This is a genomic window from Fischerella sp. PCC 9605 (genome assembly GCF_000517105.1).
GTDB lineage: Bacteria > Cyanobacteriota > Cyanobacteriia > Cyanobacteriales > Nostocaceae > PCC9605.
This window is the reverse complement of sequence record NZ_KI912149.1, coordinates 606567-633330: the sequence shown is the minus strand read 5'-3', so window position 1 is coordinate 633330 and position 26764 is coordinate 606567. Positions and strand designations below refer to the sequence as shown.

The 26764-nt window shown below is 40.5% G+C and carries 21 protein-coding genes and 1 pseudogene; 10 read left to right on the top strand and 12 right to left on the bottom strand.

Going from position 1 to position 26764, the window contains the following annotated elements:
- Window positions 1-2: 2 nt before the first annotated feature.
- The 4 genes from FIS9605_RS0117670 to FIS9605_RS0117655 all read right to left on the bottom strand — a co-directional run bounded on the left by FIS9605_RS0117670 (window position 3) and on the right by FIS9605_RS0117655 (window position 5023).
- Complete coding sequence (locus FIS9605_RS0117670) at window positions 3-782, bottom strand: ABC transporter permease (RefSeq protein WP_442854721.1); 780 nt, start codon at window positions 780-782, stop codon at window positions 3-5.
- Between the two features lie 306 nt (window positions 783-1088).
- Window positions 1089-2597 (bottom strand): hypothetical protein, encoded by a 1509-nt coding sequence (locus FIS9605_RS0117665; RefSeq protein WP_026733791.1) that lies wholly within the window; start codon window positions 2595-2597, stop codon window positions 1089-1091.
- Window positions 2598-2637: 40 nt separating this feature from the next.
- The gene (locus FIS9605_RS0117660; protein WP_026733790.1) at window positions 2638-3705 is read right to left on the bottom strand and encodes a glycosyltransferase family 2 protein; all 1068 of its coding nucleotides are present in this window, start codon (window positions 3703-3705) and stop codon (window positions 2638-2640) included.
- A 28-nt stretch (window positions 3706-3733) separates the two neighbouring features.
- Window positions 3734-5023 (bottom strand): glycosyltransferase, encoded by a 1290-nt coding sequence (locus FIS9605_RS0117655; RefSeq protein WP_026733789.1) that lies wholly within the window; start codon window positions 5021-5023, stop codon window positions 3734-3736.
- A 565-nt stretch (window positions 5024-5588) separates the two neighbouring features.
- Between FIS9605_RS0117655 and FIS9605_RS37335 the strand changes: the two are divergent.
- Both FIS9605_RS37335 and FIS9605_RS0117645 read left to right on the top strand, forming a co-directional pair.
- Window positions 5589-5957, top strand: a pseudogene (locus tag FIS9605_RS37335) (FMN-dependent NADH-azoreductase); the annotation flags it as partial.
- Between the two features lie 161 nt (window positions 5958-6118).
- On the top strand, window positions 6119-6358 hold the full coding sequence (locus FIS9605_RS0117645) for a helix-turn-helix domain-containing protein (protein ID WP_026733788.1): 240 nt from the start codon (window positions 6119-6121) through the stop codon (window positions 6356-6358).
- A gap of 123 nt (window positions 6359-6481) precedes the next feature.
- Here FIS9605_RS0117645 and FIS9605_RS0117640 read toward each other — a convergent pair whose 3' ends face one another.
- From FIS9605_RS0117640 to FIS9605_RS0117630, 3 genes are read right to left on the bottom strand one after another with little or no spacing between them, the layout of a single operon-like run.
- Window positions 6482-7711: a molybdopterin molybdotransferase MoeA gene (locus FIS9605_RS0117640; protein ID WP_026733787.1), complete on the bottom strand. Its 1230-nt coding sequence runs from the start codon at window positions 7709-7711 to the stop codon at window positions 6482-6484.
- A gap of 16 nt (window positions 7712-7727) precedes the next feature.
- Window positions 7728-8573, bottom strand: coding sequence for a class I SAM-dependent methyltransferase (locus FIS9605_RS0117635; RefSeq protein ID WP_026733786.1), 846 nt, complete (start codon window positions 8571-8573; stop codon window positions 7728-7730).
- A 14-nt stretch (window positions 8574-8587) separates the two neighbouring features.
- Window positions 8588-9151 carry a hypothetical protein gene (locus FIS9605_RS0117630; protein ID WP_026733785.1) on the bottom strand — a complete coding sequence of 188 codons (564 nt, stop codon included), beginning with the start codon at window positions 9149-9151 and terminating at the stop codon, window positions 8588-8590.
- A gap of 1200 nt (window positions 9152-10351) precedes the next feature.
- Between FIS9605_RS0117630 and FIS9605_RS37330 the strand changes: the two genes are divergently transcribed.
- Both FIS9605_RS37330 and FIS9605_RS0117615 read left to right on the top strand, forming a co-directional pair.
- Window positions 10352-12820 carry an NACHT domain-containing protein gene (locus tag FIS9605_RS37330; protein ID WP_051470050.1) on the top strand — a complete coding sequence of 823 codons (2469 nt, stop codon included), beginning with the start codon at window positions 10352-10354 and terminating at the stop codon, window positions 12818-12820.
- Between the two features lie 306 nt (window positions 12821-13126).
- Window positions 13127-13309, top strand: a complete 183-nt coding sequence (locus tag FIS9605_RS0117615; protein WP_026733783.1) for a hypothetical protein — start codon at window positions 13127-13129, stop codon at window positions 13307-13309.
- Between the two features lie 254 nt (window positions 13310-13563).
- On the opposite strand, the gene FIS9605_RS0117610 is transcribed toward FIS9605_RS0117615, so the two are convergent.
- On the bottom strand, window positions 13564-14499 hold the full coding sequence (locus tag FIS9605_RS0117610; protein ID WP_026733782.1) for a phosphodiester glycosidase family protein: 936 nt from the start codon (window positions 14497-14499) through the stop codon (window positions 13564-13566).
- Between the two features lie 358 nt (window positions 14500-14857).
- On the opposite strand from FIS9605_RS0117610, the gene FIS9605_RS0117605 reads away from it, so the two are divergent.
- Window positions 14858-15277 (top strand): DNA polymerase, encoded by a 420-nt coding sequence (locus FIS9605_RS0117605; protein ID WP_026733781.1) that lies wholly within the window; start codon window positions 14858-14860, stop codon window positions 15275-15277.
- A 176-nt stretch (window positions 15278-15453) separates the two neighbouring features.
- Here the strand turns inward: FIS9605_RS0117605 and FIS9605_RS0117600 are convergent, their stop codons facing one another.
- The 3 genes from FIS9605_RS0117600 to FIS9605_RS0117590 all read right to left on the bottom strand — a co-directional run bounded on the left by FIS9605_RS0117600 (window position 15454) and on the right by FIS9605_RS0117590 (window position 18037).
- Window positions 15454-16551 carry an AI-2E family transporter gene (locus FIS9605_RS0117600; RefSeq protein WP_026733780.1) on the bottom strand — a complete coding sequence of 366 codons (1098 nt, stop codon included), beginning with the start codon at window positions 16549-16551 and terminating at the stop codon, window positions 15454-15456.
- A gap of 96 nt (window positions 16552-16647) precedes the next feature.
- Window positions 16648-17361 (bottom strand): molybdopterin-dependent oxidoreductase, encoded by a 714-nt coding sequence (locus FIS9605_RS0117595; RefSeq protein WP_026733779.1) that lies wholly within the window; start codon window positions 17359-17361, stop codon window positions 16648-16650.
- Between the two features lie 76 nt (window positions 17362-17437).
- Window positions 17438-18037 (bottom strand): cytochrome b/b6 domain-containing protein, encoded by a 600-nt coding sequence (locus FIS9605_RS0117590; protein ID WP_026733778.1) that lies wholly within the window; start codon window positions 18035-18037, stop codon window positions 17438-17440.
- A 291-nt stretch (window positions 18038-18328) separates the two neighbouring features.
- Here FIS9605_RS0117590 and FIS9605_RS0117585 point away from each other — a divergent pair, with 291 nt between their 5' ends.
- Window positions 18329-20317: an AAA-like domain-containing protein gene (locus FIS9605_RS0117585; protein ID WP_026733777.1), complete on the top strand. Its 1989-nt coding sequence runs from the start codon at window positions 18329-18331 to the stop codon at window positions 20315-20317.
- A gap of 25 nt (window positions 20318-20342) precedes the next feature.
- On the opposite strand, the gene FIS9605_RS42780 is transcribed toward FIS9605_RS0117585, so the two are convergent.
- Window positions 20343-20552, bottom strand: coding sequence for a hypothetical protein (locus FIS9605_RS42780; RefSeq protein ID WP_197036074.1), 210 nt, complete (start codon window positions 20550-20552; stop codon window positions 20343-20345).
- Window positions 20553-21151: 599 nt separating this feature from the next.
- Between FIS9605_RS42780 and FIS9605_RS0117580 the strand changes: the two genes are divergently transcribed.
- The 4 genes from FIS9605_RS0117580 (at window position 21152) to FIS9605_RS0117565 (ending at window position 26521) form a co-directional block, all read left to right on the top strand.
- Window positions 21152-22519, top strand: coding sequence for a CmpA/NrtA family ABC transporter substrate-binding protein (locus FIS9605_RS0117580; protein WP_026733776.1), 1368 nt, complete (start codon window positions 21152-21154; stop codon window positions 22517-22519).
- Window positions 22520-22612: 93 nt separating this feature from the next.
- Window positions 22613-23452, top strand: coding sequence for a nitrate ABC transporter permease (ntrB, locus tag FIS9605_RS0117575; protein ID WP_026733775.1), 840 nt, complete (start codon window positions 22613-22615; stop codon window positions 23450-23452).
- 107 nt (window positions 23453-23559) lie between these two features.
- On the top strand, window positions 23560-25563 hold the full coding sequence (locus FIS9605_RS0117570) for an ABC transporter ATP-binding/substrate-binding protein (protein ID WP_026733774.1): 2004 nt from the start codon (window positions 23560-23562) through the stop codon (window positions 25561-25563).
- Between the two features lie 88 nt (window positions 25564-25651).
- Entirely contained in the window at window positions 25652-26521 is an 870-nt protein-coding gene (locus FIS9605_RS0117565; protein WP_026733773.1) for a nitrate ABC transporter ATP-binding protein, read from the top strand.
- Window positions 26522-26764: the final 243 nt, after the last annotated feature.

Here is a 26764-nt window from a genome sequence, read left to right as displayed (position 1 = left end):
GATTAGGAACTCACTCTCTCAACCACGAAAGGCATAGCAAGACGGAATGCAATCCAAGTTAGTAGCAAGCCAAGCAAAGTAATTGCACTTACTACCCAAAATCTCAAAGGTTCTGATACTACTCCTGTTGTTGCTAATTCTCGGGCTGTTACTAGTAGAGGAGTTACGGGATTTAGTTTGACTAAAAACCCAAATGTTCCTTCACTGGGGACTGGATAAACTACTGGAGTTAAAAATAGCCAAAACCCTGTTATTAAAGTTAGCCCCTTAGACACATCTTGATACAAAACCCCTAATGGAGCTAATAAAATACCGATGAATGTTCCCAGTAAAACTAAGTGAATTAATGCCACAGGTGTTAAAATTACCGTCCAACTCACAGGCACGCGAAACCAGATAAACAGTGCCACTATTAAAATCAGCTTGATCGCAAAGTTAAAAAACACTTCGCCCAACTTCGCCAAAATTAATGCTTCTCGGGGAAAGTTAACTCTGGCTAGCATCGGTTTCGCTGTTGTCACTGCTTGCACCGGGCCATTTAAGGCTTCCACAAAGGTTTGCCATAGGGCTGTACTAAACATGACATAAGCTGGATATGGTAAATCTGTTACCCCAACATTAATAACGTTGGCATCATTGGCAAGGGTAAATCCAGCAGCCATGACAATTGGGGGTAAAAAAGCCCAGACTATTCCTAAAAATGATTGGCGGTACTGGGCACTGATATCGCGTACCATCAGCCGCCAAGCGAGTTCGCGAGAAGCTAGCAAGTCTCGCCACATTTGTTTGAATAATTGGATTGGATATCTCAGGCTACTTTCTGGTGTATGAATCACCTCAGGTAGCCGATATCTTGAACGCGTATTCTGCTTCAATGTTTGTCACCCTACAGAGATATTACACACATAAATTTTCAATTACAGGCAAGCACTAGTACCGCTGCCTTAGAAGTCAAATGTCAAAAAGCTTATGATTTTATGATTTAGGCTTTTCGTTTCCTTTTCCTTGTCTTTCTTGTCCTCCTTGTCTTACGAGCGATTGGATATTTTTTTATTTGGAAGTCTTTGAGGTGATGAGCAAAGTGAGCGTCAAAATCGCAGTTTGTTTTTAATTATCTGGTAAGGATATGTTGGATCGTAGGAAGATTTGATGGCGATCGCTCGAAGTTTACCAAAATAATACTCATCTGGATTGCAGGGATAGCTAGATAGCTGAGGGGCAATTCTGGAGATGAGTTCGACTTGATACTTAGCCTCAAGGCGGCGGTGTTCTTCGATACCAAGCATTAGCGCGTAGTTGCGAGCGGCATTAATGACAGGAATCCTTTCGATTTTACTTAGGTCATACAACTGTTCTTTTGAACTTTGCCAGCCAGCTAGGCGTTGTTCGATGTAAAAACGATCTCGCCAATCTAAGTGTTCCTGGGGAGTTTTTTGCACCCATTTCAACCAATCTTGTATGCCTGCGATCGCGCTTGAAGCCAACGGCTCGTTATATGCTTGCGCTATCTGTTGAGTGCAGGTTTTGAGGTCATCAATGGAATCGGGTAAGGACTGACGCCCCAAGGCTTTGCCTACACCGAAGCACCAGCCACCAATGGAAATTCCCTCTAGGGAATCACGCACACTGCGGAGAAAGGGTAGAGCATCGCCCTCTGATACGTGACCGACAGTGTGAGCGGCGACGAAATGCAGGCGATCTGATTTACTCTTGCTTTGTCCGCGCAGGAAGATGTGTTTGTACCCAAGTTCATGTGCCAATTGGGGTGGTAGCAAGCGATCGGCTACCGACATCCTGGGACTGATCCGGGTAAAGGGCATGATGTTGATCTTGGCACAGTATGCTGTAGCTAACACCAGTCGTGAGTCAACACCTGCTGATAACCCCAGCCACAATCTACTTTCTGCTTGTGAGAGTCGCTTTAACGCCGTCATCAAACTCTGTTTGAGAAGCTCTAAAGTCTCGTCGTAGCCAAGGGAAGGATTTATGGGGGGCATTAGCGATCGCGGTTGGATGCTACCATCTTTGAGTTCGAGAACTTGGCTAGGCAAAAGACGGTTAATGCCAACAAAGCGAGAATAGGGCGGTGTGAACCACGATAATCCCTGTTGGTAACGCAACTGTCGGGGATCGGTTTCGGGCGAAAGTATCATGGCAAGCAGCGCTGGACTGCTTGATACCCAGATTTTGCCATCAGGTGTTGTTCCATAGAAGCAACCAAGCAGCCCACTGGCATCCATGTGTACCCGATCCCTATCAATTAACACCCAGCGCCCTGCCCAACTGGGGTAAAGCTCAGGTATGTCGGCGCTAGCAGTTTGTGCAATCTGGCTCGGCGGTTCTGGGCGAGACTCAAGCGTTTCCACAGCCAGCCCTAACAAAACCCAAGGAACACCATCAGCGTCATTCGTCCAGCTAGCACGGAGTTCAGGGCAATAGGAGATCCACGTTGAGGTGTTCAACTGGCGACAATGCCAGTCGGCATACGGACGAAAAGCTTCCGAGCCGATGACAAATTGTCGGCGATGAAGCCGCATAGTGAATGTGGAGTTAGTAGTGGGCAAAAATTTTTCATTTTTAGCCGAGCGATCGTGCATACTTGTGTTTTCTCTTTGCAGGTCATAAACCCACTTATCCCTACGATGATGCTGTCATCGCCGATGTCGGTGGCTGCTGTGGTGGAACTTGATCTTGCTGACTTTGCAAATATCTTCTTGCGTAGCGAGTGGTCAAATAACGGTTCAGTGCTTTGTCAATTGTACGGAGAAGTTTCGCTACTGCCCGAGAACCCATTTTCCCGAAAGGAAGTTTGCGGGCGATCGGGCTGACAATTGTCATATCTCGCCGCCATCCCAAGCGTTTATACTTGTTCTGAAAGTACTCATCTTCAGTCAGGTTCCACTTGTCGCGCAAGCGTTTCAAGCTTGCCAATTCCCAAGCATCGCTCCACCGCAGCATATAGAAATGTAAGTCTGTCCACTCCAGTGGTGGCCCTGGCACATATGTCACCAAAGATTCAGGTTCCAGGTAGACTGTACCGCCAGCCTCAACCACTAATATACACAAATCTACGTGTTCTTTCGTGTTTAGCAGTGCTTCATCCAACAGACCGACTTGATCGAATATTTCTGTGCGTACCATCATGCAGTGGAACTCTGCCAGTCCAGTTTTTTGCCGTTGCAGTTGGGGACGCACGTCTGCTACTTTGCGACCTTGTTTGTAGATTTTCTCAATCATCCGCCGTCTGGTTGTCTCGCCTTTCGTTTCTACCTTCACTCCAGATTCTCCACCTGCACAATGTACTTCTGTGTGTAATGGCAGGTACTGGCAAATGAGGGGACTAACTATAGTTGCTCCGGTTTCTTCAGCACAATCTACCAACGGCTTTAGCCAGCCAGGAGTAACTACCACGTCATTATCAATGAAGACGACATATTTGCTGTTGACTTGGCGTAAACCTAAGTTCCTAGCATGGTTGGGAGAGAGGTAGTGTTCGGTGCGAATTAGTTGAAACTGCTTCTCGGCTGCTTTAGTTGCCAGATAATCCCTAATATGCGACGGTGAACCACCATCTACGTAGATTAACTTAAAGGGACACTTTGTATGCTCGTAAATGCTTTCCAATGATTCTCGGGTATAGCTGAAACGCTCCCGTGGAACAACAACAATCGTCACTTCTGGCTCTACAACTGATGGCAAATTCATATGTTTATCCTTCCTTAATTTCAGCAGTTCATACACATTCAGTAGTGATTGTCGGTTGTGGTTGTTGCACCCGGCATGAGTATAAATTATTCGCCAATACTTGCCGATAAATTTCCACTAGCTCATCGTTGAGTTTGTGGATGTCATAGTGTGCTTCTACATAGGCACGACCTGCTTTACCCATTTGTTCCCAAATTTCTGGATGCTCGATGAAATAGCTCAATTTCTCAGCAATAGCATCTGCATCTCTTTCTGGAACAAGAAAACCAGAAATACCATCTTGAACTAGTTCAGGAATACCACCGTGGAAAGTACCTATGACTGGTAAACCCATTGCCATTGCTTCTTTTAGGGTATTGACAGGAGCATCTTGGTTTCCGTTTTTTGCTGTGACGCTTGGGGCAATAAAAATATGAGCGCGATCGAGAATTTCAATAATTTCTTGCTGGTTCTTCCAACCAAGAAGTTTTATGTGCTCAGCAACACCTAGTTCCCTAATAACCTGTTGAAAGTGTGCTTTTAACTCTCCATCACCGATGATATTATACTCAACATTTTCATGATTTTTTAAGACTTTGGCAACGGCACGAATGGCATATTCTATTCCTTTTTTTTCGACTAAGCGGCCAGTCGTAGCGATGCGAATTTTCCCATCCGATTTGAGTTTTCTGACTTTAAATTGAAATCGGCTACAGTCTATTCCTGAGCCATGAACGACTACTTTGTTTTGATCGCAGCCGAGTTTAATTATTCGCTTCTTAAAAAATTCGCAGTTAGTAAGAAAAAAATCTCCTTTGATAAATAGTTCATCATAAACTTGTTCTCCATATTCTTGTACATACCAACTGATATCATAGCCCCGAAAGCAAGTAATTAATTTTCCTTGTATAGCACCAAGTTCGCGATAAATCAATCCTTGATTGCCTTGTATCCCAAATTGGCAGTGGATTATATCGTACGAGCGTACCTTTAAAAAAGGTATAATTGAGTACAATAATCTTAGGGAAGCTGCGTTCCTACCGTAGCGAAAAAAGTTGAGCGATCGCAGTATTACAAGAGGAGCTTGATTAAAATTGGCAATTATAAATCCCAGACCTTTGAGCAAGCGCCAGAAGTGATTTTTAGGAACTGAAAGAGCATAATAGGTATGCTTGAGCAAGTTATAAGTTTCTACATCTGGATGAAATTTAGAAGCATCATCCGGTGGAGAACCGTATATGTGAACCTCATGTCCACGATTAATTAATCCAGTAATTTGGTTCAGAATAAACGTTTCAGATAAAACTGGAAACTTGTTTACGATAAAGGCTATTTTCATTTGGATCTTTGACAGCTTACTAGCTGTTTCAATTTTGCCATCAGACTGAAGTCTGAATTTTGCTGATGTTTATTTATAAGCTTAATGATTTTGGTCACAAATGAATATTATTCCAGACATTTTTACAATCTTTTTAAAAAAATCAGAGAATTTCAAATTTTTTTGAAATTAAATAATCTACTACTTTCGATAGAGCAAATGAGAAGAAAATCATGTTACTGACATGATGACAAAATTGCTTATTATGACAAGCAAAATATGTCCGCGTAAACTTATGTAAAGTTATGTAAAAACTATATTTTATGGTTAGAGAAATTTGCATTACCACATTAGTTTTTTGAGGCAATAAAGAAGAAGCAGTTGGGATAAGAGCAAAAATATTTTCATACTTATTTGTGAGAAAATTCTCATCTTTATGAGATTTTTCTCATAAATAAATGTCTTGAAAACCTACTTTTACTTCTTGTGAGAAAAGTTAAAGAGGAAACAATAAGTAGGTCGGTACAAATAAAGCTAACTAGTTAAGGTCGTCATTAGTCATTGGTGAGCCAGCGCGCAGGCCGATCTCTACGTCATCGGCATTCCTATGTATAATTTCAGCGTTCCTAGTACATTCAAGGCTTATATTGACCGAATTGTGCGGGTTGGGCGAACCTTTGCGTTTGAACCAGAGGATGCTGCCAATCCCTACAAACCGCTCGTACTGGGTAAGAAAATGTTGATCATCACGGCGCGAGGTGGTTCTGGCTTTGAACCTGGTGAACGCAATGAGAAGCTGAATTATCAAGACCCGTTTTTAAGAACGGTCTTTGGATTTATTGGCATCACCGACATCACCTTTGTTCATGTTGAGAATGACGAGTTTGGTGGCACAAGTTTGGCACAATCGATCGCTAAAGCCCGGACTCAAGTGACTCAACTAGTGGGAAGGTAAGGCGATATTGATAATTTTGGGGAGAGAAAGGCACTAGCTTGATTGGCGTCTAGGGGTGCCTTTCTCTACAATTTTTATTGTCGCTTGTCTGCCTACATTTGTCAACAGTCTGTAGATAAATTACATTAAGATTAGATTTATAAGATTTGGCTATAAACTCAATGGAAGTAAAAAAAGTAGTAGAAGTGGTTCGAGATTTTCCGGGATTAGGACAAAAGATAAAGCAGGCGAGAGAGCAAGACGGGCGATCGCTGACTCAAATATGTCGTGACTGTGGGGTGAGTCGTTCCTATTGGTATCAGTTAGAAGCCGAAGATTTGAGAGCACCAGCGACAGAAGAAATTATCCGCAAAATCGAAAATGCCTTGGGCGTAGATCTGGGAGTAAGTTTTGATGATTAACCCACATACAATAGACTTCTTGCAGAAGTCGGGAAAAGGTGAAAGGTAAAAGGTTAAAGGGGATAGTTTTTCCTTTCCCCTCCTCTTGCAAAAGGCACTTTCGCAAGAGGTCTACTGAACTAACTAGACTAGCAAAACTTGTACCTCTTCTCCTTGAGAAATTAATGTTTGACCCACCAAGAGCACAGCTAAAGCGTTAGTTTGCGCGATATTAATCAAATTGCCAGAATTTTGACTTCCACCAGCAACCTGAAATTCATATACTCCATCTGTTAAATGCAACTGACCCCAAAAGTAAGTTTCGCGTTTGCCATCCGATCGCAATTGATGACGAGTGCGTGCTTTCACAAACTTTGGTTGCCAACCCTCTGCTAGTCCAGAAATTTTTTTGATTGTTGGTTGCACAAACCGCCAAAAAGTCACCAATGCCGAAACCGGGTTTCCTGGTAAACCAAAATAGATAACTTGATTAGTAAATGTAGCGACAGTGAGGGGTTTACCAGGTTTCATTGCCACAGCCTGAATATGAATTTCGCCTCCCAAAGACTCAATAATTCGCTCAACATAGTCATAATCTCCCACGGAGACGCCCCCAGAAGAAAGAACCACATCGGCGTTAGATATAGCGTGGGCGATCGCTTCTTCAAGAGCATCTGGTTTATCTGGGACAATTCCCAACATCAACGGTTCTGCCCCAATTTGTTTCACCAAAGCTGCTAAAGCATACTGGTTAGAGTCTACAATTTGCCCTGGTTGCAGAGGTTTGTCAGGAGTTACCAGTTCATCACCAGTAGAAAAAATTGCTACGCGCAGACGACGGAAAACACTCACTTGCGTACACTGGGCAGCAGCTAAAACGGCAATTTCTGTCCCATGCAATCTTACTCCTGCTGGTAGCAATTGTGTCCCAGCTTTGTAATAACAAGCACGATGTCTGACAAATTCTTGCGGTTTCGTTGGTGCAGCCAAGATCAACACGCGGTTATCCTCTCGCCGCGTACGTTCCTGCATCACCACAGTATCTGCACTTGTTGGCATTACCGCACCAGTAAAAATCCGTGCCGCCTGTCCCTGTTGAATAGTAGATTGGGGTTGATATCCAGCAGGAATATCTTCAACAATTTCTAAACTAACTGGCTGTTCCTGGCTAGCCTGCTGTACGTCTGTGTAACGCACTGCGTAACCATCCATTGCCGAATTATCCCAATGGGGAAAGTCCAGTTGACTCGAAACGGGAGAAGCGAGAATGCGACTATTCGCTGATAACAAATCTACAACTTCTGTATCCCGCTGACGATCCAACGGCTGTACCAAATTAAAAACTATTGCTTCTGCTTCTTTGACTGAGAACATGACCAAGAACTCCGACTTAACCTTTGTTTGCTGGCTTACGACCGAAAGTAAAAAAGACTGTGATATCGTTCCAAATGCCTTGGTCTGTTACTAATGCTTCTAGTTCTGCATCAAATCGAGCCTTGGCTTGTTCCAGCGCCAGGGATGAAAGTTGTGAAAGCGGATTGGGAAATTGTCCAGGTGTGGGGTTATTAGAGCCTCCCATCCACATTTGCTTAGCCTGCTCTAAACTGATATAGCTACCATATTGCTCGACTTTGACCTCAATTTCCTCAAAGCCTGCTGAGGCAAGTAAGTTATAACACTTATCGGCTGTGCCTGTGATGTCGTTGTATGTCAATGAAACACCATATTTTTTGCAAACCTCCTTCATCACAACACCTGCAATAAAAGCGGTATCTGCAAATCCATGAAAGCCAATTAAACCATCGGGTTTGAGAAATTGATACCAAAGGCGTAAAGTGGCTGGAATATCTGCCATCCAAATCAGTGCAGATGAACACAAAATCCGATCAAAGCTGTTAGCTGGAAAATTCAATGTTTCAGCATCAGCTAAGTGAAGTTCAATATTGCTCAAACCTAATGCTTCTATCTTGCGTGTTGCTTGTTCAAGCATCCCAGCCGAAATGTCTACACCGACTACCCGACCTTCTGAACCGACAATTTGAGCTGCTTCAATCGCAACCATACCTGTGCCAGTGGCAATGTCCAAAACCTGCTGTCCAGAAATGATTTGGGTATATTCTACTAAACGATGAGCAATCTGAAGATGCCAATCGCTTTCATCGTAATTGTGACTTCTGCGGCTGTATAGATCCGCTATTTGTTGCTTGTAATCATTCAACTCAAGTTGTTGAGTCATTGAGATTTTCAGGTTTAGATTTCTGACCAAAGTCGTTCCAACTGACGCCGCCAAGCAGCTAAAGTTTCTTCCCGTGCTTGGGGAGTTTGGTTTTCATCTCCCATTAATCCTTCTGCGTAAAAGCGTTCTAAGTTTTGCATTGTGGATTCTAGGGATTGACCTTGCAGTTTTGCTGCTTGAATAATTTGCCGGATGCGACTTTCAACTAGCCGATTAAAGACATCATCTAAACCAACTTCATGCAAAGAAATTAGTCGAGCGATCGCATCTCGAAAATCCTCTACAACCAAACTGCTGCAATTGTGTTGAAATACCCCCCAGGTTACGCCTTGCTGTATGGCATAGCGTACCTGTTGAGTATCATCAAAGTTGGCTTCTAAAAATTGTTCTAAAAAAGGTTGGGCTTGTTGTGCTGGTACAATCGGAATCAAAACTCGCAACCAAGTTTCATCCTCCGAAAGTAGTACCAAAAGCCGAAAATCAGGAGTTTCTATTTGCCAAGAACCGGGTGCGATCGCATTAACAGCGTCTGCACTAAATAATTCTGCCAGCGTACCTGCAATCTCTGAAGGTGTCATAATCTTTTTTTCGCTTCATCATCTAGCGTACCGCAGTTGTTTATTTATTTAAAAGGTGTCGTGTCTAAGTTGGGTTTACTGTTCTGCTGTACTATCTCTATAGATATTGTTTGTGTCTCCTTCACATGATCAAGAATTTCTAAACCTAGCTCGACAAGTTGAGCTAGTGTTGCAATTATCGTTAAGATAAGTACAATTCTTTCCATTAGTGAATATTGTCTCTTAATGCCTTTTTTGTTAGGCTTTGAGCTATATTTTATTTTCATTAGTCTACTTTTTAAGAATCTCAGGATTTTACTAAGCATGATTGCAAAATCAACTCAAACTCAAATTCATTATCCAATATGCTTAGCGGTAATGGTAAGAAATTCTGATATCAAACAAAAGCAATATATGGCAATTTTATATTGAACTAATGACGAGAAAAAAAATAACTTTTAGACAAGCAATTGAGGAAAGTAGAAAGTAATTATATGTAAAACATGAAAATTATGCATAGAAAAGAAAGTATTTATCTAAACTTGTCTGTAACAGAATGCAATTACCAGTAATAAGATGTAATTAGATTGACTTATTGAAATATATAGTAAAATATAGGTTGCTATTAATGTTAGTTATGAAAATCAACGATATCTCAAGGATTATGTGCGCTATAGATTCTGAGTAGTTAATAAAATTTAAACATGCATCACAATGCATATCATCTCTTAACATTAGAAATATGACTGTTCCCAAAGCAGAATGAAGTCCTATCGGAGGTGAAGGAAACTTGACCGTGCCAATTTTAGATTTTGGATTTTGGATTTTGGATTGTTTTTGCTACAAGCCCGTCCCTTGTGGGCGGAACAAATCTAAAATCGTTAATCTAAAATCCCCAAGCTGTATCCTATGCGTGGGTGCAGTCAATTCCATTTTCGCAAATCTAAAATCCAAAATCGATTGACTGTTTCCCAAAAAATTGAAGAAGAGGTTAAAGTAAGAGTGCCTTCCTATAAATCAAAATTTGGGTTTAATTCTCACAGTCAATGTAATACAAGAGTACCATATGTTCTCCTCAAGTCTCATGAATATATCTATGATGTATATAAATGACTTGCTCTTTATATTGATGATGACATCTTAGGGAATTTCTGTTTAAACTTACAAAGTTTGATTGATGTATAACTAATTTACTTCTATAACCCCAGATAGGAGAGATAGATGGCACTGATTACAGTTGAACCGAAAATATTTGATTTAATGAAGCGAGCTTATTCACAGAAATTTGGTAGTTCAGCTAAGCAATTATCGCGTGCCCTGCAAAAACGCTTTAAAGATAAATTAGAAGATGCACGCGGTCAGAATATAATTTCAGAAAAAACTATTTATAATTTTTTTAATGATAATAAACAAACAAAAAGAAACGAACAATATGTTAACTATCTATGCGCAGTATTACTAGAATATAATAGTTATCAAGAAGCATTGCAAGCATTAGAAGAATCTGAGCAAGGTAATTCTGATCTAGACAAGAAAGCTACAGAAGAAATAAATATACAAGAAGATTGGCTTGACCAGTACCGAGAATATATAGAAAGGAAATGTGGTACTATCCAAGTGCTAGATATGACCGAACCTGTACTACTAGATAGTATATACACTCCAGTCAATATTTCAGAGAATATCAGAGGAAGAGAACGGCGCTCCATAGACGAATTATTAGTTACATTATTAGAGCCTGAATTAGAGGCTGATAAAAGTTATGACTTTAGACGTCTTAGTTTTAAACTAGAAGAAAAAGTGACTGACGGTTTAGAAGCAGTCAAGCACAATAAAAGGTTGATTGTATTTGGTCATCCAGGGAAAGGAAAAACTACCCTTTTGAAGTATTTAGCACTTTACTATTTGCAAAATTATTCAGAAGAAGATTTGGTTGTACCTGTTTATATTTCTCTAAGAACTTTTGCAGAAAATAAGGAACTGCCAAGTCTGAGTGATGCAATTACTAGAGAATTTGCTGCTTGTATTTCTGATGCAGATCAATTAAATAAAGTAGTCCAAAATTTACTTAAACAAGGAAAATGTTTAATTCTTTTGGATGGCTTAGATGAGATTCTACAAGCTGATACCAAGCGGGTTTATCAAAATATTGATGAAATAGTCGAAAAATACCCAAACAATCACTTTGTTATTACTTGTCGCATAGCAGCCAGTGAATACATACCTCTAGGATTTAAGAAAGTAGAAATAGCATCTTTTGATAAAAATCAAGTCATTAAGTTCGTCCATAATTGGTTTAGCAATCGTGACGAGCACAAAGTTGGAGATAAATTATTAGAAAAACTGGAGAATAACCAATCAGTTAAAGAGTTAGCAAAAACTCCTTTATTACTAACAATTCTATGTTGGGTATTCGAGGATAGTAATAACTTTCCAAAAAATAGAAATGAACTATATTCGGAAGCAGTAGATACTCTTTTACGCAGATGGGATGCTAGCCGTCGAATAGAACGCGATCCAATCTACAAAGATGAGAAGTTATCCCGTCCTCGTAAAATTAATATGTTTAGCAAGATTGCATACGATGGTTTTAAACAAAAACCACGTAAAGTTTTCTGGAAAAAACGGGAATTAGAAGAACAAATTTGTAGCTATATTAAAAATATTCCAGGTGTGGAAAAAGAAACCTTGGATATCGACAGCCAAGCTGTGTTAAAAAGACTTGAAGCAAATCATGGACTTTTGATTGAGGCTGCTAATGGAGTTTACTCTTTCTCACACTTGACTTTCCAAGAATATTTCACTGCTGAGTATATAGTGGAAAGTCGAGATAATTGTATTCTCAACGAAATCATTTTACAACACCTAACTAACCCTCAATGGCGAGAAGTTTTTCTCTTGATTGCAGAAAGATTGGAAAATGCTGATGAGTTTTTCAAACTTATCTTTAACCGATGCAATGAACTTGTAAAAAGTGAGCCATTGCAAAAAATGTTGACTTGGTTAGACAAAATTACGACTGAATCTGGAGTCTCATCGAGTTCATGGAGAGCTTTATATCTAACTATAGATATAGATGTTGATTTGTACATAAGTAACGATCTAAAGGTTCATCGCACTCTCGCAGAAACTCTCTCTACTCAACTTAGGACTTATAATATAGAACGCAATAAAACTATACCGACTAACCCCAAATGTTCGCTGGAAATGAGTTTAGTTGTTGTTCATATCTTGGCTAGTGATTACGCTTCTTCATTACATTCTGCGATGGAATCATACAGCCAATTTGTCCGAGAACGCCTCAAGCTCACAGACGACTCTAGTATTGAATCTAAGTTAGAAAATGCTATTTCACTTGCTAAGACGATTAATGCTACTGAACTAGCTAACGAATTGATAGCTTTACAAAAGAATCTGCCATCTAACTATGACATTTCAGAACTTTCTGTATGGGCAGAAAATTTGCGGCAAGTTATGCTCAAGTATTTAGATATTGGCTATCAAGTAACGTTATCAGAAGAAGATACTCAAGCGCTACAACAGTATCTCTATGTCAATAATCTGCTCATCGAATGCATCCGAGGAGATAACTATTCTAGTGCAAATTTGCGCGAACAGATTATCGAGCATATGTTACTACCGAGCGATCGCATTTCCTCTGAGTTACGCCCCTCTCCATTGTTTAGGTAAAGACTACATAACCTTATTTTCTATCTAATTTCATCTGCCTGGAGATTGAATTCTCCATTATATAGCCTGTAATGCTTCCCAAAATTACAGGTAAAAACTTTATGCTGAAAACTTAAATTTGCTCATCTGAAACAGGCTGACGCAAGACCAAAACTTTTGGAAAAACCTGTCTAAATATCTATTTTTAATCAAAGCAATTGCTTGATCAAAATTACTGCTTATTACTGCTTATTGCAAAAAATTGCATGAACTGGTAGTGTATTTTATGTACCCTGTTAATTTATATAAAAACTAGGGGGATCTGCCATGACCAACAGTCAAAACGAAAAGACTGGCAAAGTGTCTGAAAACGGTGCAGACGAAGAGTGGGATGAGCCAGGCTGTTGTAGTGAGGGTCTATCAACTGAAAATTGCTCAAAAAAATTGCAAGATAAAGAACGCGAGCCAGATCAAACTCATCCCCCTGTTGTAACAGATAAGAGTAAATAAGAGTCTTTCATCTAGCATTGAGCACCATACAACAGCTTCGTCCCAGTATCACCATAATAGGAGCGAGCTTAAATGTTAATTTTTACTCATTTGCAACCCAAAATCAACGAACCATTCTAAAATAACTTCTATCCTTCCTATAATTTTTGAAAGTATCGTGTATTTTTTTCGCTTCACCCTCTAGCCTACCGCAGTTTAGGCGTTAGTTGTTGGTTGTTTTCCAGACTCAATCATGAACAACTAACCACTAACCACTAACTACTATCTTTTTTATAAATCAAAAATACCGAACCTATTGGCCCTGCATTTTGTACATAAAATTTTTTGTCGTAGTACAACCCTGGAGATTGACCTCCATCAAATAACATTCCTTCTTGGATTTTGCCTAAACAATGATTGCGAGCAATTCCTTCCAGCACATCATCAAACATATCTGGTAAAAGCTCTTGATTAAACTCAGATATTTCTATATCAGAATTTGCTTTTGAGTCGTTTACCAACAGAATTACATAACCTTTATTAGTAATCGCTACCATCGAACGATTAGTAGCTTCTTTACAAGCAAATTCTCCCAAAGCAGTACAAATATCTTTGAAGTTGCCATTGCGGTAAAATCTGCCATTACCTCCGACAATATGGTAATTAAGAATATTACTATTTCTTCTTCCTGCCTGGATAGTAGCTTGTCTTTGTTGTGGTTTTCCCCCTGATATGCCAAAAGAAGAACGCTTATTTTTAAAGTCTCCTGAATACTCTATACCTCTGGAAATATTCAAACCCTGTGGTTTATTTTCAGTATCTATATAATCTGCATTGATTGCTGCTAATGGTGCTCGTCCGTTTAATGTAGCATTTTCATCGGTAACTAATTCATCAAATATTTTTGGTACATACTCTTTGCGTAGCCTTCTGCGAGCATCTTTGGCATAAATTTGATGAGCCAGACCCACATTCACTTTAAAATCTAATGTTGCTGATTTGGGATTAAAAATTATCACATGATTGATTCCTCTTGCATCTTTATTACCCTGATTGTTGGTTTTGAAGAAGCTAATGCTAAAATTTTTATCTTCTCCAATGCATTTTTTAGATATTTCAGTGGCTGCATTCGATTCAATTTCTTGACAGCCAGGCAAACAGCTAATTACAAGCATAAAGATAGATATATATAAGAAATATTTAGCGTACATCTGGAAATGTATATCTTTGTATTTGGATATTAATGTTATAATTATTTTTAACTTGAGCATTTCTGTAATAATATAAAAAATTATGTGATTGTGGAATTGTTGTGTAAAAAGAAGACGTATATAGCATACCTCAAGAATTTAGAAATTAACTGAAATTTATAATTTGGCGCTCTTAGCGTATTGGTAGTTATTTCAAAAATAATAATGTTCCTAATCATGCAGATAATTACTGTAGCACTAACGATATCATAATTGTATTTGTTTTTTTATATTTGCTTTGCAATCATAAATACTAGAAAATAAAATCCTATTTCTAAATAATCACTCAGTAGCCAACTTACTCATTTCAAATCTGTTTATGAATAAACCTGTTATTTGGGTACATGGGGACTGCCTAAGTCCATATAACCCTGCATTACAAGAATATCCAGACGCACCCGCTATTTGGGTTTGGGACGATGCGTTAATAGAGGAATGGCAACTGAGTCTGAAACGGATCGCTTTTATCTACGAATGCTTGCTAGAGTTACCCGTTACTATCCGGCGTGGCGACGTAGCACAAGAAGTTTTGACTTTTGCTAAAGAGTATGATGCTAAAAAAGTAGTGACAGCAGACAGTCCTAGTCCTAGATTTGAAGCTATCTGCGACGAAATTGAACGTTCTTTGGAACTGGAAGTCTTTGAGGTAGATCCGTTTTTTGACTATGACGGCTACATAGTAGACCTCAAACGCTTCTCCCGTTATTGGAAAGTTGCCCAGAAATATGTATTTGAATAATTTACTTGGTGTCTTAGTACAGCGTTTCATTAATTCGTAGCGAATTATCCTTAGAAATACTCTGCGTTCCTCTGCGCTGCCTCTGCGTCCCTCTGCGTTTAAAAACACTACGATTTTACGCAAAGCTGTACTTAGTGCCTTGGTGAGACCAGCCAATTAAGTTGAAATATGCTGTATTATTGCAATGTTGACTTGTTCGTTAACAACTCTGGTAATTTTTCAGCTTCAACAGAATTAGTATTGCTAGATATATCAGTAAAACCATCGATGGCATCTTTGATAAAACCAGCCACAGGAACAGCAATTAATAACCCCAACAGTCCGCCAATGTAAGTTCCCAAAAGCAAAGCAACGATCACCCAGATTGGTCTAAGCCCTGTAATACTACCCAAAAGCCGGGGTGCGATCGCTTGGTCAATGAACTGGTCAATCACAGCAGCAAGTACTAAAACTTTCACTGCTAACCAAAAATCATGCAAGGCTATTACTAAAGTAATTACAGCAAGACTAACGACATCACCAAAGGGAATTAAGCTTAAGAGTCCGACTCCCAAACCAAATATTAAACCAAACTTGATTTTTAGTAATAAAAACATCACAGTTTGTGAAACTCCCATCAGCAATGCCAAAGTAACTTGACCAATCAAATAATTTTGAAAATTTTGCTGAAGAGACTGCTGTATATTCTGAGCAATATTCAAAGGTAACTTCTTAAATATTCCTTCCCAAATTCTCTCACCGTCTATTAAAATATAAAAAGTTAATACAACTGTGATTAAAGCTTCGGAAATACCATCAAATGTATCTACAATAATGCTAAAAAGTCTATCTCCTATTCCTTCCAATTCTTCAGGTAAACGATTGACAAATTCTGAGAAGATCTGACTAAAATTAACATTCAATCTTTGGCTCACCGTCCAATCGTTCAGAATTTGAATTTTTTGTTCAGTGGAATCAATCCACTGAGGGATAAGTTTAGTCATTTCATTCAACTGCTGTAAAACAATTGGTAACAAAATTAGACCCAAAGCCAAAAAAATTACCACTGTTAAAATAAAAACTAATACAACTGCATAATTGCGTTGTATCCCCCTTTGCCGTAGAAGTGAAACGGGGTAGTTTAGAATAAATGCCAATAAAGACGCTAAAACAAAAATTGTCACTAATGGCTGAAAATATTGAAAAATTCGCAGCGCTAGCCAGCCATTGAGAAAGACTAAAGGGAATAGCAGCGTCAAAATTAACCATTGCAGCAGTTTATGCAAAGAAAGCATCATTTTTCAATCACAAACACAGGAAATTCAAAAGCCTGCTAATGCAGACTTTGTGTGTCTAGCATCTTAACATTTTCATATTTCTTAACTATCTATCTACAGTCCAGCAAACCATTCGTAACCTTGATCCTCCCAGTACCCCTTTCGCGGAAACAAATGACTCACTAGCGTAACCCGAGTTACCCATTTACTCTGCTTATAACCGAGTTTAATCGGGGAAGCCAAACGCAAGGGCGCACCATTTTCTGTGGGTAGAGGTTTACCGTTTTTTTGATAAGCCAGCAAAGTCTGAGGATGAAGTGCCGAAGCAATATCCCAGCTAGAATAATAGCCATCCGCTGATTGAAAGTAGGCATATTTGACATTATCTCTGGGCTGGGCAAGAGCAACAAGTTCTTGCAGACGTACGCCTCCCCATTGCACGATCGCCGCCCAACCTTCCACGCAAACATGACGAATAATCATTGAAACCAGAGGCAAATCTTGGATTTCTGCCATGCCGAGAGTAAGGGGATTGTTCACCTCACCGTCAACAACCAAACGATAGTTAGTTGGATCAATAATAGGAGTACCTCTAAAGCTATTGATTATTAAAGCCTCGGGTTGAATCTCACTCTCATTGAATTCCGGTACTGGCTTTTGCGCTTTGAATATTAATGTCTCTACCTTCTGATTCAGCGGTTCCGAGACTTTGCCCACAACATCTTCTAATATCGGGACACCACAGCCACCGAGAATAAAATTAATACCAGTTAATCCAGAAATTTGTAAAATTTGACGGCGTGTTAATTTAGGACGATATACAGGCATAATTTGTTAGTAGTTAGTGGTTAGTGGTTAATCATTGTCATTAGTTTTTCTCCCCCTCTCCCTTACCTCTCCTCGTTCACCAAAACATTGAATCCGTCAATTCCGAACCGCCGGCTTTTCTTCCTAACCAGGAGTGAACGATCGCAAAGACGATCGCGAGTGGTACTGAAGAAAAATGAATGATTCGCAGTCCTTGCCAACTGCCAAACATATCCACAATCCAAGGAAATTGAGCTGGTTTATACATTCCTATACCTGTAAATATTGCTAGCAAAAGAATCGGAATAATACTCGTATAAACGATGCGATGCCAAGCATAAACAAGGCGCTTGGAATTCTGAGTTTTTTGTAATGCCTTGATGTCATTAGCACCAACAAACCGATGTTGCCAGCGACGGGTAATTAAAATATAAAATCCATACCAAAAAAGGTTGAGCGAGAAAAGCCACATGGCTGCAAAATGCCAGTGTCTACCTCCTGCTAACCAACCGCCCAAAGTAAATATGGGCGGAATATGCCAACCTAACCTTCCACCAAAAACAGGGTTAGCATTATAAATTTGTAGTCCACTGGTGAGCATGATAAATAGGCTAATGATGTTAATCCAGTGGAAAATTTTAGCTCCTATTGCTTGGGTTGGTAATTTTCGACGTTTAGAGGTAGCGCTCAAAGTCATAGAGATGCTTGTATGCATTTTTCTCAGTAATATTCTGGCATGTACCCGTCATTTATGGTGACTGGTCGGATTCATTTTCTTATTGCTTTTTTCAATGTGTATAGCTGCTGGTACGATGAGAAAGATATCATGTAGCTGCTAACTTTGAAACTGTTTTAGCAGGATGAACTGAAAAATTATGAAAAACGCCAAAATATTGCTAATTTGGTAAGATTACCGCAACCAAGTGGAAAATATATCAGTCTCTATCACTATTGAGTAATTACTATGTAGAACAAGAGCCGATGACTGATGACTATAGATGAAGTAATACTTCTACTAAAAGCAAGCTTACCCAACGCTTTGACGCCGCTGCAAGAGATCGTTTTGCGTTCTTCTTGGGAGGGAAAAACTTACACCAGCATAGCGTTAGAAGCACATTACGGAGAAGAACGAGTTAGAAAAGTTGCTGCTCATTTATGGCAATTATTGAGTGATTCTTGGCAAGAAACTATTAATAAATCCAACTTTCGCCAGACTCTGGAACCTCGCGAACTAGGTAAGATGCAGCAGCAATTAATCAAAGAATTCAATCGCGCTGCTACGGCAATATCCCTAGAATTTCCAAATGCACCAGTATCGCTTGATTCTAGATTCTACATTTCTCGCCCACCGATTGAAGAGTTAGCATATGCAGAAATTACTGAGCCTGGAAGTGTCATCTGCATTAAAGCTCCTAAAAGAATGGGAAAAAGTTCCCTAATCTTAAGGATATTGGCTCATGCAGTCAATATTGGCTACAAAACGGTGAGTATAGACTTTCAACAAGCAGACAAAGCAGTATTTGCCAACCTTGATAAATTTCTGCGCTGGTTCTGTGCCAATGTTAGTAGAGAGTTACAGTTAGAACCAAAACTCAATGATTTTTGGGATGAGGATATGGGCAGTAAAATCAGCTGCTCTCTATATTTCCAGACGTACTTGCTCAAGTCAATAGAAACTCCCCTGGTTCTGGCATTGAATGAAGTTGATTGGGTATTTGAGTATCCAGAAATTGCCTGGGACTTTCTACCTCTATTGCGTTCTTGGTATGAAAAAGCCAAACAAGTGGAGATTTGGCAAAAACTCCGCACGGTAATGGCTTACTCAACAGAAATTCTTGTTCCCCTGAGAGTGACTCAATCTCCGTTTAATATTGGTTTGCCGTTGCGTTTACCACCATTTACGAAAGAGCAGGTACAGGACTTGGCGCAACGTCACGGACTAGACTGGACAGATGGCTCTGATGCAGAAAAATTGGTGGCAATGGTGGGGGGACATCCTTACTTAGTCAGGTTGGCTTTGTATCATCTGGTTGGTAAGGGAGGGTTAGAAAGCGATCTCGGGCAGATTTTGCAACAAGCACCAACAGATACAGGAATTTATAGAGAGTATTTAAGGCAGTATGTGTTAATGCTGCAAGAGGAACCACAACTAGCAGATGCTTTGTCTGAGATAATTGCAGCTACAGAACCTGTAAAATTAGAGCCTCTAGTGGCATATAAATTATATAGTATTGGGTTAGTAAACTTGGAGGGCGATCGCGCTTCTGTTTCATGTGAGTTGTATCGCCTGTATTTTCAACAGCAACTTCATACAAGGGAGGGCAGCATTAATATGCGTGTGGAAGAGTTGGAGAAAGAAAACCAACAATTGCGCGTCCTCTCTAGTTTGGATGAACTTACTCAGCTAGTCAATCGCCGTTATTTTAATACCTACCTAAAGTTAGAGTGGCAACACTCTGCCCGCGCAGGCATTCCTTTATCAATGATATTATGTGATATTGACTATTTCAAAATTTACAACAAAACTTACGGTAATCACGCAGGAGATAGTTGTTTGCAGCAAATCGCTGACACTATTCGTAACTGCGTTAAGCATTCGTTGGGAAATAGTAATCTATCCTATGCCAGTACAGCTTTAGGTACTGCTGAAACTTTACGGAGTGCTAATTGCAGACAAGAACATAGTTCAGTATTGGTGGCTCGTTATGGAGGGGAAGAATTTGCTATTCTCACCCATGCAGATGCAATTGCTGCTGTATACATCGCCGAAAACATTCGCGAACAAGTAAAAGCTTTAGCAATCCCCTGTGAATATCCGGGTATTGGTGGTTTGCCGGCAAATGTCTTAACGGTGAGTTTAGGTGTTGCTAGCATGATTCCCGAACCGGAAACTGAGCCTGAAACTCTTGTCATAGCAGCCGAACAAGGACTTTATCAAGCCAAGAGAAAGGGGCGCGATCGCGTTGTTGTTGGTTAATTATTGTTATACCATTTCACGTTAATCACGATACATATAAATTTTGTAGAGACGCGAAATTTCGCGTCTCTACACTGTCTGTATTTGTATCAGAGTTTTTGTGAAATGGTATTAGTGGTTGTGGTAGCGATCGCTTGGCTTGGGTTAAGGGATTTCCAAAAAATAAATTATCCCGGATTGTGGGGTGGGCATCCTGCCTGCCCTCAGATGTGACGGGTGAGGACATCCATCCCACAAGAAAATTTGGGATGTTTTTTTATTTAGAAGTCCCTAAGACAAGAGAATTCATAGGGTTTACGTAGCTCATGATGGCTACATAAAGCATAGAAAAAAGCTCTAATTATTATTGACTTTTTTCTATGCGTTTTCTTCACAAATTATATTTAAAAATCAATCAGTTTAGATGAACTTTTAAAAGCCGATTCGGCGTTCCTGTAAGCATAGATTTTTCGCAATAGACATTATAGTAGTGGAATTATTCAAGATGCCTCAAACGTGCATTACTTCGTACATATAAACATTTACTTATAAGAGTAATCCAAAATTTATTTAATAATTATGTTTGAGAAATTAACTATTTTCCTTGTAAAAGCTGTAAGCTAATTTCAACAGGCTTAACGATTGTTTAATGGTTGCTTCAAAAATATATACATGGGTCTGCTTCAAAATACAGATTTTTTACAAGGGTTTTTCGTCGCCTTTCTTGGAATGAGATTGGCTGATGACGACTCGTAATACATAGCGTTATCTACGCCTTAATAGTGCAAGAAACATCAAGTTTTACTTGCCAAATTTTTCATGCCAAAAAATGACATTTAATAAAAGGAGATGTTTATGTCTGCATTTTTCAATCAATTTTCTCGCCGTAAATTTCTATTAACAGCTGGAGCTTCTGCGGGTGCTGTTTTGCTCAAAGGTTGTTTGGGAAATCCACCAGAACCGGGAGGTGGTAACGCCCAAACACAATCAGCAGTACAGCCGATTGCCAATCTTAGTCCCGAACAAACACCAGAAACAAAGAAGGTGAAGTTGGGATATATTCCAATTGTTGAGTCTGCTCCTCTAATTATTGCTAAAGAAAAAGGGTTTTTTGCCAAGTATGGCATGAGCGAAGTTGAACTTTCCAAACAAGCTTCTTGGGGTTCGGCAAGGGATAACGTAGAAATTGGTTCTGCTGGTGGTGGTATTGATGGCGGTCAATGGCAGATGCCGATGCCGCATTTAATTACAGAAGGTATAATCACCAAGGGCAATCAAAAAATTCCCATGTATGTTTTAGCGCAGTTGAATACGCATGGGAACGGAATTGCTATTGCTAGCAAACATCAAGGCAAGGGTGTTAGTTTACAACTTGCTGGCGCAAAGTCTTTATTTAGTCAACTCAAATCAACCAACACACCTTTTACCGCAGCTCAAACATTTCCCGCAGTCAACCAAGATTTTTGGATTCGCTATTGGTTAGCTGCTGGTGATATCGATCCAGATGCTGATATCAAACTGTTAACAGTCCCAGCAGCCCAAACTGTCGCCAACATGAAAACGGGAACAATGGATGCTTTCAGTACAGGTGATCCTTGGCCCTACCGCATTGTTAAAGACAAAATTGGCTTTTTAGCAGCATTAACAGCAGAAATTTGGAAGAATCACCCTGAAGAATACTTTGCCATGAGGGCAGACTGGGTTGATAAAAATCCCAAAGCGACCAAAGCGCTTTTAAAAGGCATTATGGAAGCGCAGCAATGGTTGGATAACTTTGAGAACCGCAAAGAAGCAGCACAAATCCTTGGAGGAAGAAATTATTTCAACCTGCCAGCAGAAATACTTGAAGGTCCATACCAAGGTCAATATGACATGGGTGATGGTCGCAAGATTGACGATAAATCAATGGCAGCGTACTACTGGAAAGATGAAAAAGGAAACGTTTCTTATCCATATAAAAGCCATGATATGTGGTTTATCACAGAAAGCGTTCGCTGGGGTTTCTTGCCAAAAGATTACTTAACGAAAGCCAAAGCATTAATTGATAAAGTTAACCGCGAAGATATTTGGAAAGAAGCTGCAAAAGAAGCAGGAATCGCCGCTGCTGACATTCCTAAAAGTACATCTCGTGGTGTAGAAGAATTTTTTGATGGCATCAAGTTTGACCCAGAAAATCCAGAAGCATATTTGAAGAGTCTCAAAATCAAGAAAGTCAGTGTTTAGTTATTGGTTAATAGTTAGTAGTTAGTAGATAAAATGAACCACTAACCACTAAAAAACAACCACCAACCACCAGCAATTTCAGGAGAAAAAACAATGACAATAGCCACCAGACGCCGCACCAACAATAACTTCGATAATAGCTTCATATCTCGTCTGCAAAAGCAATTTCCTGACTTGATACCGCCTGTTATTGCCATACTTATCTTTTTAGGTGCGTGGCAATTATTTTCTTGGATTCCAGGTGCAACATTGCCAGGGCCAATACAGGTTATTCAAGACACTTGGATATTGATTTTGTATCCCTTTTATGACAGAGGTGGCATCGATAAAGGTTTGTTTTGGCAGATTTGGGCAAGTTTGCAACGGGTAGCAATTAGTTACACTCTTGCGGCGGTTTTTGGTATTGCCTTGGGAATTTTAATTGGTGTGAATAAAACAATGTCCAAGGCTTTAGATCCGCTCTTTCAGTTTTTGCGAACCGTACCGCCCTTGGCGTGGGTTCCTATTTCTTTGGCAGCTTTAAGACAAAACGAACCTGCGGCATTATTCGTAATTTTCATCACAGCAATTTGGCCTATCTTGATTAACACTGCTGTAGGAGTAAAAGAAATTCCTCAAGACTACAACAACGTTGCTAAAGTTCTCCAACTTTCCAAAAAAGAGTACTTCTTTAATATCCTCATTCCTGCTGCTTTACCCTACATTTTTACAGGATTGAGAATTGCGATCGGTTTGGCTTGGTTGGCAATTATCGCCGCAGAAATTGTTATGTCCGGTATTGTCGGTATCGGCTTCTTTATCTGGGATGCTTATCAAAATAATAACGTTAGCGAAATCATCTTGGCTCTTGTCTACATCGGTGCTGTTGGTTTGCTGTTAGACAAACTGATGGCTTGGATTCAAACACGGATTTTGCCAGCAGAACAAAAATAGTTATTAGTTGGTGGTTAGTAGTTAGTAGTTATTAAGCAATTTAACTAACCACTAACCACTAACCACTAACCACTAACCACTAACCACTAACAAAGGGCTAATGACAAATGAGCGTATTCGTTGCTGTTGATCAAATTGATAAAGTTTTTAATCTCACAGGTGGCGGTCAGTACATTGCCCTTAAAGGTATTGACCTGCAAATTAAAAAAGGAGAATTTGTTTCTCTAATTGGTCACTCTGGTTGTGGTAAATCCACTTTATTAAATATGATTGCTGGTCTGGATTTACCAACAGAAGGTGTCGTCACCCTAGAAGGGAAACGCATTGCCAAACCAGGGCCAGACCGAATGGTGGTATTTCAAAATTATTCTTTGTTGCCTTGGCGGACAGTACGAGAAAATATTTCCTTGGCTGTAAACTCAGTCATGAAAGATTTACCTGCGGGGGAACGTCGCGCCATAGTAGAAAAACATATTGATATGGTGGGATTGCGTCCCCATGCAGAAAAACCCCCGACGATGTTATCAGGTGGACAAAAACAACGAGTCGCGATCGCCCGCGCTTTAGCCATTCGCCCCAAATTACTCTTGCTTGATGAACCCTTCGGTGCTTTAGATGCCCTGACGCGGGGAAATCTGCAAGAACAGTTAATGCAAATCTGCGAAGAAAACGAAGTCACTGCCGTCATGGTGACGCATGACGTAGACGAAGCAGTGCTGCTTTCTGACAGAATAGTCATGCTTACCAACGGCCCAGAATCAAAAATTGGTAGCATTTTAGAAGTAGATATCCCCAGACCCCGCAAACGCATGGAAGTAGTTGAACATCCCAGCTACTACAGCTTGCGGAGTGAAATGATTTACTTCCTCAACCAACAGAAACGGATCAAAAAAATTCGGGCACGCAAAACAACGATTGTCGCCAAGCACGGTTTAGAAAAAGTCAATCTCGAAATTGGCTTTGTACCTCTGACTGCTTGTGCCCCCTTAGCAATAGCAAAAGAAAAAGGCTTTTTCGCCAAACACGGCTTAGATGATGTTAACTTAGTGCGCGAAACAAGTTGGCGTGGCATTGTTGATGGCATTGCTGGCGGATATTTAGACGCTGCCCAAATGCCTTCTGGTATGCCGATGTGGTTAACACTGGGAGGAAATGACAACCGACCACTGCCTGTGATTACCTCCCTCACGATGACGCGCAATGGTAATGCCATCACCCTGGCAAAACGCTTTTACGACCAAGGGATACAAACCGTCGCAGACTTCAAACAGTACCTGAAGAGTACCCGCGACAAACGCCATATCATGGGGGTAGTGCATCCTTCCTCAATGCACAGTTTACTATTGCGTTACTGGCTAGCAGCAGGAGGCGTTGACCCCGATCGGGATGTTGACATTAAAACAATTCCCCCAGCCCAGATGGTAGTTGACTTGCAAGCTGGGAGTATTGATGGTTACTGTGTAGGCGAACCTTGGAACTTCCGCGCCGCCTCTGAAGGCAGTGGCTTTACCATCGCTACCGACTTAGAAGTGTGGCTGGGACACCCAGGCAAAGTCTTAGGTGTACGGGAAGATTGGGCTACAGCTTATCCCAACACCTACATTGCTTTGACTAAAGCTTTACTAGAAGCTTGCTATTACTGTTCGTTTGCACAACATGCTGAGGAGATTCGGCAGATTTTGGCACGGCGGGAATATGTCAGCACTGATATGGAATATATCCAAATCGAAGATCCCAATAATGCCACCTGTGACTTAGAACATCCCATGCGGGAATATGCCCATCACCAATTTTATGGAGAGTCTGCCATCAACCGCCCTAGCCGCACTGAGCAAATATGGATTATGACGCAATTAGCGCGTTGGGGTGAAGTGCCTTTTCCGAGAAATTGGGTGGAAATTGTCGAACGGGTGTGTCGAGTTGGTGTGTTTAGTACCGCTGCCCGCGAACTGGGTATGGATATCAGTTATACCCGTCAGCCAATCAAGCTGTTCGATGGCACCAGCTTTAACGCCGATGACCCAATCACCTATCTCAACAACTTAAAGATTAAACACGATTTCTCTGTTGCTGAAGTTATTCTCGACACACCACTAAGAAGAGTAGCCTAACAGATGATGGGGCGATGGGGAGAATTGACTCTGGTGTTCTCCCCACTTCCCCAATCCCCAATCCCCTATCCCCAATCCCCTATCCACCATGCAAAACCGCAATTTTACAACTACCGACACAACCCAGCAGACACTAGGAATGCCTCTAGTCACTGCAACTTCTCATCGTCAGCCTTACTTGGAAATTCAAGAGGTTAGCAAAGTCTATCCGACAAAGAATGGCCCTTTTACAGTACTGGACGGAGTAAATCTCAACGTCGGCGAAGGTGAATTTATTTGCGTGATCGGTCACTCTGGCTGTGGTAAATCTACTCTCCTGAACATGGTATCGGGTTTCAACCATCCTACTAGCGGACAAGTACTGCTAGAAGGAAGACCTATCACCAAACCCGGCCCAGATAGGATGGTGGTGTTTCAAAACTATGCGCTACTACCTTGGCGGACTGCTTTTGAAAATATTTACCTAGCCGTAAATGCGGTTTATCCCAATAAACCGGAGGCGCAAAAGTCAGCAATTGTTAGAGAACACCTAGCAATGGTAGGACTAGGCGACGCTATGGACAAAAAACCCACCCAAATGTCCGGTGGTATGAGACAGCGGGTTTCTATTGCCCGTGCATTAGCAATTCGCCCCAAAGTCTTGATTTTAGATGAACCCTTCGGGGCGTTGGATGCCATCACCAAAGAAGAGTTGCAAGAAGAGTTGCTAAAAATTTGGAATGAAAACCGCTGCACAGTGTTGATGATTACCCATGATATCGATGAAGCGCTGTTTTTGGCAGATAAGTTGGTGATGATGACTAACGGCCCTCGCGCCAAAATCGGCGAAGTTATGGAGATTCCTTTTCCCCGTCCGCGTGACAGGGCCCGCATTATGGAAGATCCGCAATACTATAAATTGCGTAACTATGCCTTAGATTTCCTCTTTAATCGCTACGCCCACGATGACGTAGGTTAGCGAGGAATGGGCGGGTTTACCTAATTAATCAGTTTTGCCTGAAGCAATATCATTTAGTTAAACCCGCCCGTACAAAAGTTATGAGTTGAACAATTACCCCTCCCTTGTAGGTTGTTTTGTCCCTGTTTTGTCACTTTTGTTGTGGCAAAATTCAGAATACTTGCCTTACACCAGTTAAAAACATTGAGATCTTCTGTCTGCTTGAAAATTACCAAATACGCTCAAAGGTTTACTTAGTAAGAC